The organism is Bradyrhizobium sp. 23AC, assembly GCF_054863025.1.
Window position 1 is genome coordinate 22906 of record NZ_JAVAYN010000026.1, and the last position, 16904, is coordinate 39809.

At 64.6% G+C, this 16904-nt stretch carries 14 protein-coding genes; 10 read left to right on the forward strand and 4 right to left on the reverse strand.

Annotated elements, in window-relative coordinates; translation table 11 throughout:
• Positions 1-3: 3 nt before the first annotated feature.
• From RAD10_RS36890 to RAD10_RS36900, 3 genes are read left to right on the forward strand one after another with little or no spacing between them, the layout of a single operon-like run.
• On the forward strand, positions 4-1686 hold the full coding sequence (locus RAD10_RS36890; RefSeq protein ID WP_461621298.1) for a hydantoinase B/oxoprolinase family protein: 1683 nt from the start codon (positions 4-6) through the stop codon (positions 1684-1686).
• 7 nt (positions 1687-1693) lie between these two features.
• The gene (locus RAD10_RS36895) at positions 1694-2494 is read left to right on the forward strand and encodes an SDR family NAD(P)-dependent oxidoreductase (protein WP_461621299.1); all 801 of its coding nucleotides are present in this window, start codon (positions 1694-1696) and stop codon (positions 2492-2494) included.
• Between the two features lie 16 nt (positions 2495-2510).
• On the forward strand, positions 2511-3218 hold the full coding sequence (locus tag RAD10_RS36900; RefSeq protein WP_461621300.1) for an HpcH/HpaI aldolase family protein: 708 nt from the start codon (positions 2511-2513) through the stop codon (positions 3216-3218).
• 277 nt (positions 3219-3495) lie between these two features.
• Here RAD10_RS36900 and RAD10_RS36905 read toward each other — a convergent pair whose 3' ends face one another.
• From RAD10_RS36905 to RAD10_RS36915, 3 genes are all read right to left on the reverse strand, one after another.
• Entirely contained in the window at positions 3496-4608 is a 1113-nt protein-coding gene (locus RAD10_RS36905; protein ID WP_461621301.1) for a L,D-transpeptidase family protein, read from the reverse strand.
• A gap of 33 nt (positions 4609-4641) precedes the next feature.
• Entirely contained in the window at positions 4642-5319 is a 678-nt protein-coding gene (locus RAD10_RS36910) for a nitroreductase (protein ID WP_038950243.1), read from the reverse strand.
• 156 nt (positions 5320-5475) lie between these two features.
• Positions 5476-6429 (reverse strand): LysR family transcriptional regulator, encoded by a 954-nt coding sequence (locus RAD10_RS36915; RefSeq protein ID WP_461621302.1) that lies wholly within the window; start codon positions 6427-6429, stop codon positions 5476-5478.
• A 98-nt stretch (positions 6430-6527) separates the two neighbouring features.
• On the opposite strand from RAD10_RS36915, the gene RAD10_RS36920 reads away from it, so the two are divergent.
• From RAD10_RS36920 to recQ, 6 genes are all read left to right on the forward strand, one after another.
• Positions 6528-7709 (forward strand): MFS transporter, encoded by a 1182-nt coding sequence (locus RAD10_RS36920; RefSeq protein ID WP_461621303.1) that lies wholly within the window; start codon positions 6528-6530, stop codon positions 7707-7709.
• A gap of 120 nt (positions 7710-7829) precedes the next feature.
• Positions 7830-9401 carry an amidase family protein gene (locus RAD10_RS36925; RefSeq protein WP_461621304.1) on the forward strand — a complete coding sequence of 524 codons (1572 nt, stop codon included), beginning with the start codon at positions 7830-7832 and terminating at the stop codon, positions 9399-9401.
• A gap of 262 nt (positions 9402-9663) precedes the next feature.
• Entirely contained in the window at positions 9664-10965 is a 1302-nt protein-coding gene (locus RAD10_RS36930) for an O-acetylhomoserine aminocarboxypropyltransferase/cysteine synthase family protein (protein WP_461621305.1), read from the forward strand.
• A gap of 12 nt (positions 10966-10977) precedes the next feature.
• Positions 10978-11976 (forward strand): homoserine O-succinyltransferase MetA, encoded by a 999-nt coding sequence (gene metA, locus RAD10_RS36935; RefSeq protein WP_461621306.1) that lies wholly within the window; start codon positions 10978-10980, stop codon positions 11974-11976.
• Between the two features lie 105 nt (positions 11977-12081).
• Positions 12082-12825, forward strand: coding sequence for a polysaccharide deacetylase family protein (locus RAD10_RS36940; protein ID WP_461621307.1), 744 nt, complete (start codon positions 12082-12084; stop codon positions 12823-12825).
• A gap of 336 nt (positions 12826-13161) precedes the next feature.
• Complete coding sequence (recQ, locus tag RAD10_RS36945; protein WP_461621308.1) at positions 13162-15027, forward strand: DNA helicase RecQ; 1866 nt, start codon at positions 13162-13164, stop codon at positions 15025-15027.
• Positions 15028-15236: 209 nt separating this feature from the next.
• On the opposite strand, the gene RAD10_RS36950 is transcribed toward recQ, so the two are convergent.
• On the reverse strand, positions 15237-16253 hold the full coding sequence (locus tag RAD10_RS36950; protein WP_461621309.1) for a 1-aminocyclopropane-1-carboxylate deaminase: 1017 nt from the start codon (positions 16251-16253) through the stop codon (positions 15237-15239).
• 158 nt (positions 16254-16411) lie between these two features.
• Between RAD10_RS36950 and RAD10_RS36955 the strand changes: the two genes are divergently transcribed.
• A complete protein-coding gene (locus tag RAD10_RS36955) occupies positions 16412-16876 on the forward strand; it encodes an Lrp/AsnC family transcriptional regulator (RefSeq protein WP_461621310.1) in 465 nt (154 codons plus the stop codon).
• Positions 16877-16904: the final 28 nt, after the last annotated feature.

Below are 16904 nucleotides of genomic sequence, written 5' to 3' on the forward strand. Positions count from 1 at the left end.
CTCATGTCCGTGAATGCTGCCGATTTCAACGATCCCATCAATCTGCAGGTGATGTGGAACCGATTGATCTTCATCGCCGACCAGGCCGACATCGTGCTCGGCCGCACCGCGTTTTCGCCGATCGTGCGCGAGAACCACGACTATGTCACGGTGCTGCTCGACAGCCGTGGCCGCGCGCTGGCGCAGTGCACCTGGTCGATCCCGGTGTTCATCACCTCCCTTCCGGTGGCCGCGCAAAAATACTTCCTGCCGAAATTTCCGGCCGAAATGCTGCAGGAAGGCGACGTGCTCGCCACCAACGATCCGGAGATCGGCACCGGCCATCTGCCAGACGTGACGATGATCACGCCGATCTTCAAGAACGGCAAGGTCGTGGCTTATGCCGGCTCGATTGCGCATCTGCCCGACATCGGCGGCGCACCCCTGCACTCAGAGGCCAGCGACATTTTCGAGGAAGGCATTCGCTTTCCGATCGTGAAGCTGCACAAGGCCGGCGTTCCCAACCAGGACGTGCTCGATATCATTGCCGCTTCCGTTCGCCTTCCCACCGAGGTGATGGGCGATCTCGAATCCATGGTCGCGGCCAACAACGTAATGGGCCGCGAACTGGTCAAGTTTCTCGACGAGTATGATCTCGACGGCATCGACGGGCTGGCCGATGCCATCCACACCCGCTCCGAAGCGCAGACCCGCGGCGCGATCCGGCAATGGCCGAACGGCACCTATCGCGCCGAGGTTCTGCTCGACGGCTACGACACCGATGTCACGCTCAAGGCGGCCGTGATCGTTCGCGACGAGTCCATTCACGTCGACTACACCGGAACGTCCGAGCAAATTCTTCACTCGATCAATTGCCGTACCAATTATCGCTACGCCCATTCGGTCTATGCGCTGAAATGCCTGCTCGACCCGGATACACCGAACAATGAGGGTTGTATCACGCCGATCACGGACGAGGCGCCGCTCGGCTCGATCCTCAATCCCGAGGAGTGGACGGCGGGTAATTCGCGTAACTTGATCGGGCATGTTATCCCATCGCTGATCTTCAAGGCGCTCGAAGGCGTGGTGCCCGGCAAGGTGATGGGCGACAGCGGCGGCGCACCGATCTGGGCCGCCAATTGCGTCGGACGGCGTGACGATGGTTCGCAATATGGTTCGGTGCAGAACTTTCACGGCGGGCAGGGCGCACGCGCCGAATTCGACGGCCTGGATACGCTCAGCTTCCCGTCGAATTGCAAGGTCACGGCGATCGAGATGTTCGAGATCGCGGTGCCCGCGTTGACCGAGTGCAAGGAACTGATTCCGGACTCCGGTGGTGCCGGCAAGAATCGTGGCGGCCTCGGCCAGCGGGTCGTGCTGCGCAATCTCGGGCGTAATCCGATGAACATCTATCTGGCCTCGGAGCGCGTGCGCCATCCCTGTTTCGGTGTGGTCGGCGGCAAGTCCGGCAGCGCCGGCAAGGTGTACAGAAACGGCGAGCCGCAATTTCCCAAGGGCAAGGTGGTGCTCAGGACAGGCGATCGCCTGGAGGTCGAGACGCCGGGCGGCGGCGGATGGGGACGGACCGCCGAGCGCGCGGCGGCGGCGATTGAGCTCGACCTCGCCGAAGGCTTGATCACGCCTGCGGCGGCGAGGCAGATTTACGACTATCAGCGCTCAAGCATGGCGGCGACCGCAGCCGAATAGGAACATCATGGGTCTGCTCGATAGAAAGATCGCCCTCGTCACCGGTGCCGGAACCGGGATCGGGCGTGAGGCCGCGATCCTGTTGGCACAGGAGGGCGCAACGGTCGTTCTGACCGGGCGCCGGATCGATCCGCTGCGCGATGTCGTCACTCTGATTGAGAAGGCCGGCGGCAAGGCCGTCGCCCATGTGCTGGATGTGGCGTCGCGCGAGGCGATCCTGGAGACGGTGGCCTGGGCCAAGCGCAACGTTGGCGTCATCGACATCCTAGTCAACAATGCCGGCAGTGCCAGCAAGGTGCTGAACGCGCGCTTCCTCAGCGAGACCGAGTGGAACGCCACGGTGAACGTCAATCTCACCGGGGTCTTCAACCTGACCCAGGCGGTGCTGGAGGACATGCTCGGGAAGAAGGAAGGCACGATCATCACGGTGTCCTCGCTCGCCGTCGTCAATCCGAACCTGCTCGGTGGCGCGGCCTATGGCGCGGCCAAGGCTGGCGTGAAGAATCTCATGACCTTCCTGCACAACACCTACAGGAACCAGGGTATCCGCGCGACGACCATTCTGCCCGGCGAGACCGACACCCCGATCATGGACAATCGCGCCCGGCCGCCGCTCGAGGGCGAGCGGGCGCTGATGCTCAATCCCCACGACGTCGCGCGCGCGGTGCTGCTCTGCGCCAGCTTGCAGAAGGGCGCCGTGATTCCCGAACTGCACATCTGCCCGACCTTCCTGCGCGATACGTCGGCCGACATCGAGACGGCGCGGTGGGTCGGCGCGCCCGAAGGTCTCGGCGACAAGAAGAGTTGAACTGAAAGGATCTCCCATGAACGGAGCCAAATTACGCGAACGCCTTGCCAAAGGCGAGGCGATCACGATGCTCACGCCGCATCATGCGTCATCTGGACTGGCGGTCCGCCTGGTCGAACTCGGTGCGGATGCGATCTTCGTCGATTGCGAGCACGGCACCTGGAGCTTTGAGGACGTGCGTATCACCGCGCAGGCGATCCGCGGCGCTGCTGGTGCGGCGATCGTTCGACCGCACTCGCACGAGCGTCCCGTCCTGATCCGCTATCTCAATGCCGGCGCCGACGGCCTGATGGTGCCGATGGTCGATACCGCGGAGCAGGCCCGCGCCATTGTCGACGCGGTCCGCTACGCATGTCCGGCCGACCACGAGAAGCGGCTCGTCATTGCCATGATCGAGACGCCCAAGGCGATTGACGACATCGAGTCACTGCTTGCAGTGGAGGGCATTGACGTCTTCTTCATCGGGCCTGGCGACCTCTCCCAGAACATGGGCCATCCTCCGGCTCCGCCTTTCGGACAGCCGAGGCCTCAGGCCGTCACGGAGCGAGTCGATTTTGCGGTTCGGAAGATCCGCGCGGCTGGCAGGATCGCCGGGACGCTCGTGACATCTGACGAGTTACCGTTCTGGCTCGAACGCGGCGTTAAATATTTCTACATCCACTCGGACCCGTTCCTGCGCATCGGTTTGGCCGGCATCAAGACTTTGCTTGGACGGCAGCCGTAGCTCAACCGGTAGGTTTTGTTCTCTAACGATCGAAAATGCCTTATTTTTCAATGCGAGTTGACTGACACTCTCTCCGCCAGCCTTCGCAAACAAAGTTTGCGCAAGGCTGTCGCGCCGAAGCCCGCGGGGCGGAGGCGGACTCGTTGCCGTTTGCTTTGGTTCAGCAAGCCGGGACGAACTTTTTTTCAAGGTCTCCGCTCCGACGCCGCCAGCATTCCCTGGACGGAATGCCGATGCCATCCTCCTTGATGATCCACCGCGGACGCCGCACGAGCGTTCAGCACCGACCTGACGGGAAGCCGACACGCGTCGGATTACACTCCGGCGGCTTGTCCAACGAGCTGCCAAACCATCTGCTCGTCAACGAGCCGTCATTCTCGATCCAGGGGATCGGTGGCAATTGCGGCAGGTAGGATGCATACGGCATGACCTTCGCAAGCGTCACTCTGCCCGGAAATTGTGTGAGGAATGCCTTGTTCATTCCGCCGTCCAGTCCGCTGTATATCGGGGCAGCCGGCAAATTGTCTTCAAGCAATCGCGCGTATTCGAGCTCGTCGGAGCGCCTCTTCTCCAGCGCCCGCCGCGCGATGTCCGGGTTGACGACGAAGGGGGGACATTTTTCGGCAGGGTTGAACACTGGAGGCGACGGCGAATTCGCCGGAGGTTGCGCATCGAACACATAGCGGCGGTCGCACACATCCACCCTTGGTTCGAGTCGCGTCGTCTCGAAATGATCGTTGCCGATCTTGAGCATTTTCCAGAAGGCCAGGTTGGGACTATTTCGATGCCGCGCCAGGTTTGCCGGCGTCAGGCGGAACGGATAGGCCTGGACCTGGAACGACGGCCGGCCGCCGAGGAATGAGTCGCGCGCCAGCGAATAGATTTCGCTTATTTGTTCGTCGGTCATGGCATAGCAACCGCTCGACCAGCAGTCGCCGTGGATCATGAGGAAGCTGCCGTTGCGCTTGTTCGCCTTGTCGAACGTGTTGGGGAAGCCGAGGTTGATCGAAAGATGGAAGTTGGAGTTGGGATTCATCAGCTCAGGTGTAATCGTATAGAACCCTTCCGGAGCCTGTCGGTCGCCCTCGTACAATTTCGGCCCGAGATCGCCCGACCACCGACATATCGGATAGGTCTTGAGGATCTGGAAACGGCCGGTCGCGTCCTGCTTCCAGACCTCGAGCTCGGCCTCCTCCTTGAACAGGCGCACGACGATAGGTGAATATTTCGGCATCTTCTTCTGTTCGAGCAGCGAGAGCAGCTCAGCGGGTAGTTCCCTCGTTGCCTTGGCTGGCAACGGCTTGCTGCTTTCGCCAAGGCAAATGACCGGCGTCAAGGCAGTGCAAGCCGCCGCCAGCACGAGTACACGTCGGACCATGGCGCGGATCACTGCTGTGCCTCCAGCCCTTCCGACCGCACGCCGCTACGTCTCGAACCCGACGAACACCGTCGCTTCCTCGACGGACTTCCGCTCCGACACCACCGCATTCGCCGGAAAAGTTTCATCCGGCCAGCCCAGCGCGATGCTTTTCATGATGACCTGATCGTCGGCTATGCCCGCGTGCTCGCGCACCACGGGGGATTGCATGATGCCCTGGCTGTTGATCACGGCGCCGAGCCCGCGGGACCACGCGGCATTGACCAGGGCGGTCGCCACGGCGCCGCAGTCGAAGGGCGTATCGTCGCTACCGTCAAGCACGCGATCATAGGTGATGATCACGCAGACGGGCGCGTCGAACTGGCGGAAGCCGCGCAGCACCCAGTCCTGGCGTTTTTCCGTGTTGTCGCGCTCGATTCCCATTGCGGAGAATAATTGCTTGGCGACGCCGACCTGCCTGTCACGGTGCTTGCCTGCAAAGGCCTGGCCCGTGCGGAACTCGCGCGACTGCGGGATGCCCGCCACCATCCGTTCGGTGTTGCCGGCGCGGATCCGATCCAGCGGTTCGCCGGTGATGACATAGAAATTCCAGGGCTGGGTGTTCATCGACGACGGAGCGCGCATCGCCAAACCAATGATTTCCGCAATCAGCTCCTTGGGTACCGGATCGGGTTTGTAGCCGCGGATGCTCCGGCGACCGAGGATGACGTCATCGAACTGCATTTGTGTGGAATTCCCCTGACAAGTTCTGAAACGGTTAGGACTTTCGCGGTTTCGGCACCCTCGCGCAAGCGCCGGCGGCGTGTCCTCAACGGTCCAGCCACGCGGAACACGATCGCATCAGTCTGGCTTGACTGACGCTCTCTCTGCCATCACGCCTCACCCCACCACCTTCCACCTCCCATCCGCCGCCCGCTTCAGCGCGGGATCGCTCACCCGCACGTGCTCGGCGAGAAAGTCGATGAACGCGCGGACGCGCGCGGGCAGGGGGGCGGTGTGGCCGACATAGACGGCGTGGATGTCTTCGCGGTCGCCGGGATTGTAGTTTTGCAGCACCGGCACGAGGCGGCCGGATTCGATGTCGGGGCCGATGTGGAAGAGGGCGAGACGGGCGAGGCCGACGCCGCCGAGGCAAAGGCGGCGGGCGGCTTCGCCGTCGCTGGCGCGCGCGACCGGCGGCGGTACGGCTTCCTCGGTGCGGTCGCCGCGCTTGAACGGCCAGCCGCCGCGGATGCGCGGAAAGGTCCAGCCGATGCCGCGGTGCGCGGCAAGATCTGCCGGCGTCTTCGGCGTGCCGCAACGGGCGAGATAGTCGGGCGTGCCGACCACGACCATGCGGCTGGTGCCGAGTTTTCGTGCGACGAGTCGCGATGCGCGCAACGGGCCGACCCGGATAGCAACGTCGGCGCGCTCCTGCATCAGGTCGATCGTCGTGTCCGTCAGCACGAGATCGAGCGTGACGTCGGGATGCTGTTCCAGGAAGCGCGGGATCAGCGGCATCAGATGAAGCATGCCGAACGGGATGTTGCTGTTCACGGTGAGGCGGCCGCGCGGCGCCGCGCCGGAGGCCGCCTCGCGTTCGGCCTCCTCCATCTCTGCGAGGATCCGCACGGCCCGCTGGTAGAACGCCTGGCCTTCCTCCGTCAGTGTCAGCTTGCGCGTGGTGCGGTTGACGAGGCGCGAGCCGAGCCGGGCCTCCAGCCGCGACATCAGCTTGCTCACGCCAGACGGCGTCAGGCGCAGCTTTCGCGCGGCCTGGGTGAACCCGCCGAGATCGACGACACGGACGAAGACCTCCATCTCGGCGGATCGGTTGGTGTCGAAGCGGGCCATGTTGAATTCACATCACAAATGATTGGATTGCGGACATTCTAATGGTTTTGCACGGGCACGGCTATCTGCGTGGCTCGTCTCATCCATTGGAGCTACGCATGCCTCCCGCCGTCCTCGCGCTCACCGCCGGTGCCTTCGGCATCGGCACCACCGAATTCATCATCATGGGCCTCTTGCTGCAGGTCGCCGCCGACATGCACGTCTCGGTGCCGGTCGCGGGCTTGCTCATCTCCGGTTATGCGCTCGGCGTGTTCGTCGGTGCGCCCATCCTTACGCTGGCGACGCGGCGGATGCCGCGCAAAACCGTGCTGCTCGCGCTGATGGCGATCTTCACGCTCGGCAATGCCGCCTGTGCGCTGGCGCCGAATTACGAATTGCTGATGGCCGCGCGCGTGCTGACCTCGCTTGCCCATGGCACTTTCTTCGGCGTCGGGTCGGTGGTGGCGACGAGCCTCGTCGCCGAGGACAAGCGGGCCTCCGCGATTTCCACCATGTTCATCGGCCTCACGGTCGCGACGCTGCTGGGCGTGCCCTTCGGCGCCTGGTTCGGCCTGATGCTCGGCTGGCGCGCGGCGTTCTGGGCCGTGACGGTCATCGGCGTGATCGCCTTTGCCGTGGTCGCAGCTCTCGTGCCCGGCCATGTCGGCAACGGCGACAAGCCGGTCTCGCTTGCCGAGGAAGTATCGGTGCTCGGCCGCCCGCAGGTGCTGCTCGGCCTTGCCATGACCGTATTCGGCTTTGCCGGCCTGTTCGTCGTCTTCACTTACATCCAGCCGATCCTGACGCGCTTCACCGGTTTTTCGGAAGCAGCGGTGTCGCCGATCCTGCTGGTGTTCGGCGTCGGGCTCGCGATCGGCAACGTTGCCGGCGGCAAGCTCGCCGACCGGGGCCTCGCCGGCGCATTGATCGGAACGCTCGCCGCGCTCGCCATCGTGCTGCTTGGCCTTGCCGCCGTGCTGTCGGTCAAGATCCCGGCGATCGTGCTGATCCTGCTGCTGGGCATCGCGGCCTTTGCGACCGTCGCCCCGCTCCAGCTTCGCGTGCTGGAAGCGGCCGGCCCCAGCGGCCGGACGCTCGCCTCCAGCCTCAACATCGCCGCGTTCAATCTCGGTAACGCGCTCGGCGCCTGGGCGGGTGGCGTCGCCATCGATCGCGGGCTCGGCCTCTCGGCGCTGCCTCTGGTCGCAGCCGGCATCACCGCTGTCGGTCTGGTGCTCGCGCTGTGGAGCCTGCGGCTCGACCGCGCTCCGGCAGCCGTCGCGGCCTGCCCCGCGGAATAGCGCAAGCGGCGCGATCGCGGACAATTCGCCGCGTCGCGCCGCTGGCCCATGCAGAAAACGCACCTGTACACATCCTTTCGCCATCCGTAACTTCCTCGGCGCAATTTCAGGAGATGCGACGTGGCGAAGAAGACGGCCAAGAAGACTGCCAAGAAGAAGACTGCTTCGAAGAAACCGACGAAAACCTCCAGCAAGTCCAGCGCAAGCCGCAAGGCCGTCGTGGCGAAGAAGGCCAAGAAGGCCGCGCAGCTCAAGCCTGCTTCATCGCGCCCCCCCAAGGGACCGGCCTGGCAATGGTCGGCGATGGAGACCGCGGCTGCAATCCGCTCCGGCGCAATCTCCGCCGTCGAAACCGTCGAGGCGCATATCGAACGGATGCGCGCCGTCAATCCGAAGCTGAACGCCGTCGTCGTCGATCTCTCGGAGGAGGCGTTGAAGGCGGCGCATGCCGCGGACAAGCAGCGCGCCAAGGGCGGCGAGCTCGGCCTCCTGCACGGCGTGCCCATCACCATCAAGGAAAACGTCGATTACGAGGGGCGGCCGAACTTCAACGGCGTGCCCGCCAACAAGGACCTGGTCGCGCCGTCGGATGCGCCCGTGGTGCGCAACCTGAAGAAGGCCGGTGCGATCGTCATCGGGCTCACCAACACGCCGGAATTCTCCTTTCGTGGTTTTACCGACAATCCCCTGCACGGGCTGACGCTCAATCCCTGGGATCCAGACATCACCTGCGGCGGCTCGTCGGGCGGTGCGGGTTCGGCGGTCGCCGCCGGCATCGGCACCATCGCCCATGGCAATGACATCGGCGGCTCGCTGCGCTGGCCCGCGCATTGCAATGGTGTCGCCACCATCAAGCCGACGCAGGGACGCATCCCCGCGTTCAATGCAAGCGCAACCGCCGAGCGGCCGATGCTGGCGCATCTGATGTCGGCGCAGGGGCCGCTCGCGCGCCACGTCGGCGACGTTCGCCTTGCGCTCGAGGTGATGAGCCGGCGCGATCCGCGCGATCCCTGGTGGGTGCCGGCGCCGCTGGTCGGCGAGAGGCCGAAGGGGCCGATCAAGGTGGCGCTGGCCAAGATCCCCGAGGACATGGAGGTCGACCCCTCCGTACGCGCGGCGCTGCGCCGGGCCGCGGACCATCTCGAACGTTCCGGCTACCGCGTCAGCGAGGTCGAGGTGCCCGACATCAACGGCGTCTGGCAGACCTGGTGCGACATCATCACCAACGAGACCGTGGTGATGCAGGAGGCGGGCATGCTGAAAGTCACCTCTGAGGATTTCCACAAGGCCTGGGGCGGCATGAAGGCCAAGGCCAATGTGCTCGATCTCAAGGCCTGGATGCAGGCGACCGCCGCGCGCAACGGCCACATCCGCGCCTGGCAATTGTTCTTCGAGGAGTATCCGGTCGTGCTGGCGCCGACCACGGTGAAGCCGACGCCGGGCCCGCGCGAGGATACCGTCAGCCCCGAGCGCGTGCGCGAGATCTTCTGGGGCGAGATCCGCTTCATCTCCGCGATCAACGTGCTGGGCCTGCCCGGCGCCGTGGTGCCGGTGGCCGTGCACGATGGTAAGCCGATCGGCGTGCAGCTCATTGCCGGGCGCTATCGCGAGGACCTCGCGCTCGACGCGGCCGCCGCGATCGAGAAGCGCGCCGGCGTTCTCACACATCGGCTGTGGGAGAGCATGGTTTAGCCCACGATTTTCGCCGCATTGGCGGCGCCACCTTCTCCGCAAGGAGAAGGCATGGCGCCGCCACTGCCGTGCAGGTCGCACTTCGTTAATCCGCTTTAACCCGGATTTCGGTCAATTCGCCGACAAGCATTAGGGTTACTTCCTCGATCTCTAGGCGAATTATTGTCCGCTTTACCACCCGCCTCTAACACGGGGGCGGCGGACAACGCACATGCCTCATACAGGCCAATAAGTGCGGCCCGCCCCACGCGGAGGTGGCACGATGCGCAACGAGACGATCGCTATTCACGCCGGCTACGAGCCCGAAGCGACCACGCACGCGGTCGCCGTGCCGATCTACCAGACCGCGGCCTATGCCTTCGACAGCGCCGATCACGGCGCGGCGCTCTTCAATCTCGAGGCCGAGGGTTTTCGCTACAGCCGCATCGCCAATCCGACCAGCGCCGTACTGGAGAAGCGTATCGCCCAGCTCGAAGGCGGTGTCGGCGCGCTCGCGGTCGCGACCGGCCAGGCGGCGCTGCATTTCGCCTTCGTCAACGTCGCCGATCACGGCGGCAACATCGTTTCCATGCCGCAGCTTTACGGCACCACGCACTCGCTGCTCTCGCACATCCTGCCGAGGCAGGGCATCACCGGCCGCTTCGCCGAGAGCGACAAGCCGGAGGCGGTCGAGAAGTTGATCGACGAGAACACCCGCGCGGTGTTCGCCGAGACCATCGGCAATCCCGCCGGTAATGTCTGCGACATCGAGGCGCTGGCGAAGGTCGCGCATGCGCATGGCGTGCCGCTGATCGTCGACAACACCGTCGCAACCCCGATCCTGCTCAAGCCGTTCGACTACGGCGCCGACATCGCCGTGCATTCGCTGACAAAGTTTCTCGGAGGCCACGGCACCACGCTCGGCGGCGCCATCGTCGATTCCGGGAACTTCCCCTGGGCCAAGCACGCCGACCGTTTCCCGGCCTACAACAAGCCCGACGCCTCCTATCACGGCCTCGTCTATGCCGAGCGCTTCGGCCGCACCGCCTATATCGAGCGCGCGCGCAGCGTCTATCAGCGCACCATGGGCTCGGTGCTGTCGCCGTTCAACGCCTTCCTGCTGCTGCAGGGCATCGAGACCGTGGCGCTGCGCATGGAGCGCCATGTCGAGAACGCCCGCAAGGTCGCCGAATTCCTCCGCAAGGACCCGCGCGTCGCCTGGGTCAATTACACCGGCTTTCCCGACAGCCCGTATTATCCGCTGGTGCAGAAATATCTCGATGGCAACGCCTCCTCGCTGTTCACCTTCGGCATCAAGGGCGGGATGGAGGCCGGCAAGTCCTTCTATGACGCGCTGAAGCTGATCACGCGCCTCGTCAATATCGGCGATGCCAAGTCGCTGGCCTGCCATCCGGCCTCGACCACGCATCGGCAGATGTCGGCAGAGCAGCAGCGCGTAGCCGGCGTGCTGCCGGAGACGATCCGTCTGTCGATCGGCATCGAGCATGTCTCCGACATCATCGAGGACATCGACCAGGCGCTGGATAAGGCCTGTCGGGCGGCGCGCCTCGAGGCCGCGGAGTAGGCGGTCTCGCCAATGACGATCTTGATCGACAGGGATCAAGTTATCTCGAGCCCGGCGCTGGTGCCGGCCGAGCGCGATCTCGCGCGAGATCACGGCGCCGAACTCACGATCGGGCTCGTCAACAACATGCCGGATCCGGCGCTGAAGGCGACCGAGCGTCAGTTCTTGAAGCTGCTTCAGGCAGCGGCCGGTCCGCGCCGCATCCGCTTCCACTGCTTCTCGCTGCCGAGCGTGAAGCGCTCGCCGGAGGCGAAGTGGCATGTCGAGAGCGAATATTCCGACCTTTCCGATCTGAAGCGCCAGAAATTCGACGGGCTGATCGTGACAGGCGCCGAGCCGGTCGCGCCCGAGCTCGACCAGGAGCCTTATTGGCGCGACCTCACCGACCTCATTGACTGGGCCAAGGCCAACACGCGATCGACCATCTGGTCGTGCCTTGCCGCGCATGCGGCGGTGCTGCACCTCGACGGCATCGAACGACGGCGGCTGCCGGCCAAATGCCACGGCATCTTCGATTGCGACGCCGTGACCAGCGATGCCCTGACGCGTACCGCGCCGGCGCCGCTGAAGGTGTCGCATTCGCGCCTGAACGAGCTCGCGGAGAGCGACCTGGCGCAGGCCGGTTATCAGGTGCTGACACGCTCGGAGAAGGCCGGCGTCGACGTTTTCGTTCGCCAATATGCCAGCCGGTTCGTGTTCTTCCAGGGGCATCCGGAATATGACGCGCTGTCGCTCCAGCGCGAATATCTGCGCGACATCGGCCGCTACCTTGCGCGGGAGCGCGAGACCTATCCGCGCCTGCCCGTGAGCTATTTTGACGCAGCGACGGAAGACAAATTGGCCCGCTTCGAGAAGAAGGCGGCGCACCAACGCCATCCCGCGCTCACCAACGAATTGCCCGGGCTGGATTTGCGCGCCGATATCGGCGCCGGCAGCGCGGCCGCGGTGCTTTTTCGCAATTGGTTGCAATATCTCAGTGTGGAAACCGAAGCGCCGGTCCTTGCGCGTTAGCCGAAGGATGTTGGTTCCGCGTTAGGATTACCCAGGCGTTAGGCTTGCCTCGACCAGCGCGCGAATGTTTCAGTACAGGCATACGGAATCACGGGAAACGCAGTCGTGTGGTCGGCACTCCAGGGACGCGTGAGCAATCGGCTGGCCCGGCATTTCCGCGCCGCGCCGCACCGGCTGCCCGCGCATGCGCCCATGGTGAGCTTCACCTTCGACGATGCCCCGGATAGCGCTGCAGGCGAGGGCGCGGCGCTCCTGGAACAGCATGGCGGCCGCGGTACGTTCTATCTCGCCGGCAGCCTGATCGGCCAGCCGTCGGACCATTGGCACGGCCTGTCGGATGACGCGATCGTGCGGCTTCACCGCGCCGGTCACGAGATTGCCTGCCACACCTTCTCGCACCAGAGCTCGGCCAAGCTCGACGAGGCCGCGATGGCTCGCGAGATCGAGCGGAACCGCACTTATTTTCGCAGTATCGATTCCTCGATCAATCTGGAGAACTTCGCCTATCCCTATGGGATTGCCTCGGTCTGGCGCAAGCCGCAGCTCGCCAGGGCTTTCCGTTCTGCGCGCGGCATCCTTCCCGGCGTTAACAGCGACGTCATCGATCTCCAGTTCCTGCGTGCGTCGCCTTTGGTCAATTGCGAGATCGACAGGGCGGGCGTCGATCGCTATTTCGACGAGGCGGTGGCGAGCGGCGGATGGCTCATCTTCTATGGCCATGACGTCGCGGACGCGCCCAGCCCCTATGGCTGCACCCCCGATCTGATGCGTCATGCGCTGGAAGCCGCCGGACAGCGCAACATGCCGATCGTGACGGTCGCAGAGGCGCTGCGCAGGATCGGGGCGTAGCTTGCTTTCTTCCTTCTCCCCTTACGGGAGGGCAATCCCCTATGACGCTTTGCGCGCACTGAGCGCGCGCCTCGTCCTTCGAGACGACCGCTTCGTGGTCTCCTCAGGATGAGGCTAAGCAGCATCGTCGCTCGTTGAAACGAGTGCCGCACACCCGGTCCTCATCCTGAGGGCCCGCCAACGGCGGGCGTCTCGAAGGATGGCCACAGGTGAAATCGTCTCCAGCTGCGATTCCCCTACCGCCTCCGGCAAGCGGGAGAAGATGGACTTGCCACGCCCGCGCCAGCATGCGACTGGCCTTGTGACGAATCTCACGGCCCTGGTTCCAGCCCTCTCATGTCAGCCCCTTCCACCGCCCCGCGACCTGCGCCGGCCAACGGCCGCGACGCGCTGTCGGTGCTGCATTCGGTATTCGGCCTGCCGGGCTTTCGCGGTTCGCAGGGCGAGATCATCCGGCACGTCACCGACGGCGGCAATTGCCTGGTGCTGATGCCGACCGGCGGCGGCAAGTCGCTGTGCTACCAGCTGCCGTCCCTGCTGCGCGAAGGCTGCGGCATCGTGGTGTCGCCGTTGATCGCCCTGATGCGCGACCAGGTTGCCGGCCTGCTCGAGGCCGGCGTCAATGCCGCCGCGTTGAACTCGTCGCTGACGCTGCAGGAGGCTTCCGACATCGAGCGGCGCCTGCTCGCGGGCGATCTCGATCTGCTCTATGTCGCGCCGGAACGCCTGGTGACGCCGCGCTGCCTGTCGCTGCTGGCGCAGGCGAAGGTGGCGCTGTTCGCGATTGACGAGGCCCACTGCGTCTCGCAATGGGGCCATGACTTCCGTCCCGAATATGTCGGCCTCTCCATCATCGCCGAGCGCTTCCCCGACGTACCGCGCATCGCGCTGACCGCGACCGCCGACGAGTTGACGCGCAAGGAGATCGTGGCGCGGCTTCAGCTCACCGACTCGCCGCAATTCGTCTCCAGCTTCGACCGGCCCAACATCCGCTACGAGATCGTCGACAAGCGCAGTGCGGTGTCGCAGCTGAAGGAGTTCATCCGGGAGCGCCATGCCGGGGACGCCGGCGTGGTCTATTGCCTGTCCCGCAACCGCGTCGAGGAGGTCGCCGCCGCGCTCGACGAGGCCGGTATTGCCGCGCTGCCCTATCACGCCGGGCTCGACAGCCAGGTGCGCTCGCGCAACCAGGACCGCTTCCTCAACGAGGACGGCATCGTCATCGTCGCGACCGTCGCGTTCGGCATGGGCATCGACAAGCCCGATGTGCGCTTCGTCGCCCATCTCGACCTGCCCAAGAGCATCGAGGCCTATTACCAGGAGACCGGCCGCGCCGGCCGCGACGGCAAGCCGTCGGCGGCCTGGATGGCCTATGGGCTCTCCGACATCGTGCAGCAGCGCCGCATGATCGACGAATCCAGCGCCTCCGACGAATTCAAGCGGGTCTCGATCGGCAAGCTCGATGCGCTGGTCGGCCTTGCCGAAACGCCACACTGCCGGCGCCGTCGGCTGCTCGCCTATTTTGGCGAGATCGTGATGGGCGAGAGCTGCGGCAATTGCGACAATTGCCTGACGCCGCCGAAGATGCGCGACGGCAAGGTGCTGGCGCAGAAGCTGTTGTCCTGCATCTATCGCACCGGGCAACGTTTCGGCGCGATGCACCTGATCGATGTGCTGATCGGACGCCTGACCGAGAAGGTCACGCAGTTCGGCCACGACAAATTGTCCGTGTTCGGCATCGGGCGCGAGCTCAACGAAAAGCAGTGGCGAACGGTGCTGCGGCAATTGGTGGCGATGGGCCATTTGCAGAGCGACAGCGAAGCGTTTGGTGCGCTGAAGCTGACCGAGACCGCGCGCGGCGTGCTGCGCGGTGAGACCGAAGTGTGGCTGCGCGAGGAAGCGCCCGGCACGCGCATTCGCGCGAGCCGCGGCAAATCCCGCCGCGGCGACCTTGCGCCTGCGACCAGCGCGCCGGAAGGCGATGTCGATCCCGAACTGGGCGCGCGGCTGCGCTCATGGCGCTCGGAGGTCGCGCGCGAGCGCGGCGTGCCGGCCTATGTGGTGCTGCACGATGCCACCATCGACGGTATCGTCCGGGCCTGGCCGACGACACTCGACGAACTGCGCAACGTGCCCGGCATCGGCGACAAGAAGCTCGAACATTACGGCGACGATCTGCTGCAGATCGTCAGGACGCGGTAGGCGGCGGAGGGTGTTGGTGCGCCCAACTCCCTCAACACGTCATCCCGGACAAGCGCGCCTAAAGCGCGCGCAGATCCGGGATCCATAACTACAGGGAGAAGTTGCTGCGACGCGCTGGCAACTACGAGTCTTCGCAAAACCATTGCTGCGGCGTATGGGTCCCCGCGTTCGCGGGGACGACAGCGCAGGGGAGGCGGGAGCCTACTGCCTCACCCATTCCGGAACGCGTAAGCGTACCCGTTCAGCGCGGGCGCGCCGCCGAGATGCGCGTACAGGATCTTCGCGCCCTTCTCGAAATAGCCCTTCTGCGCGAGGTCGATCAGGCCCTGCATCGACTTGCCCTCGTAGACGGGGTCGGTGATCATGCCTTCGAGACGCGCGGTGAGGCGGATCGCTTCCTTGGTTTCTTCCGATGGCACGCCGTAGGCGGGATAGGCGTAGTCCTCGATCAGCACGACGTCGTCAGCGACGAGCTCCTTGCCGAGCTCGACGAGTTTTGCCGTGTTCTGCGCGATCTCGAGCACCTGCGATTTCGTCTGCGCCGGCGTGAAGGACGCATCGATGCCGATCACTTTTCGCGCGCGGCCGTCGGCGGCGAAGCCGACCAGCATGCCGGCATGGGTCGAGCCGGTGACGGTGCAGACGACGATGTAGTCGAACTTGAAACCGAGCTCCTTCTCCTGCTTGCGCACCTCTTCGGCGAAGCCGACATAGCCGAGGCCGCCGAACTTGTGCACCGAGGCGCCGGCAGGAATCGCATAGGGCTTGCCGCCCGCGGCCTTCACCTCGTCGATCGCCTGCTCCCAGCTCTTGCGGATGCCGATGTCGAAACCGTCGTCGACCAGGCGCACGTCGGCGCCCATGATGCGCGAGAGCATGATGTTGCCGACACGGTCGTAGACCGCGTCCTCGTGCGGCACCCAGGCTTCCTGCACCAGGCGGCACTTCATGCCGATCTTGGCCGCGACGGCGGCGATCATGCGGGTGTGGTTCGACTGCACGCCGCCGATCGAGACCAGCGTGTCAGCGTTGGAGGCGATCGCGTCGGGGATGATGTATTCGAGCTTGCGCAGCTTGTTGCCGCCATAGGCGAGGCCCGAATTGCAGTCCTCGCGCTTGGCATAGACCTCGACATTGCCGCCGAGATGTTTTGACAGCCGCTCCAGCTTCTCGATGGGCGTCGGGCCGAAGGTCAAAGGATAGCGCGGAAATTTATCCAGCTTCATGGGTCATCCCGATTGGCGTTGGTGTTGGCAGCTGCCTAGCATCGCGTCGGAAAAAGGTGCTCTCGAATTTTGCGCCAATATTGCGCAACTTCTTGCGGGAATAGCGCAAGTTGCTAATATTCCTTCCAGAATATCACCTTTTCATGGAAGCTTCTTTCATGTCTGCCCGGCTCGACCGCACCGACCTTAAGATATTGAGATTGCTGCAGAATAATGGTCGGCTCAGCAATGCCGAGCTGGCCGTATCAGTCGCGATCAGCCCCGCCACGTGCCATCGCCGCACCCAGCGCCTGTTCGAGGACGGGTTCATCCCCACTGTCCGCGCCATGGTCGCGCCGAAGAAGGTGGCCAAGGGCACGCTGGTGATGGTCGGCGTCGTGCTCGACCGCTCAACGCCGGAGAGCTTTGCCATCTTCGAGCAGGCGATCGCCAGGCTGAAATTCGTGCTCGACTGCCACCTCGTCGCCGGTGACTTCGACTATTTCCTCAAGATCCGCGTCGGCGACATGGAGGATTTCAACCGCATCCACGGCGAGCAGCTGATCGCGCTGCCCGGCGTGCGCCAGACCCGCACCTTCTTCGTGATGAAGGAGGTCGTCGACAACGCGCCGCTGGAGTTTTGAGCGCGCCCTTGATGCGCAACGCGTGTCG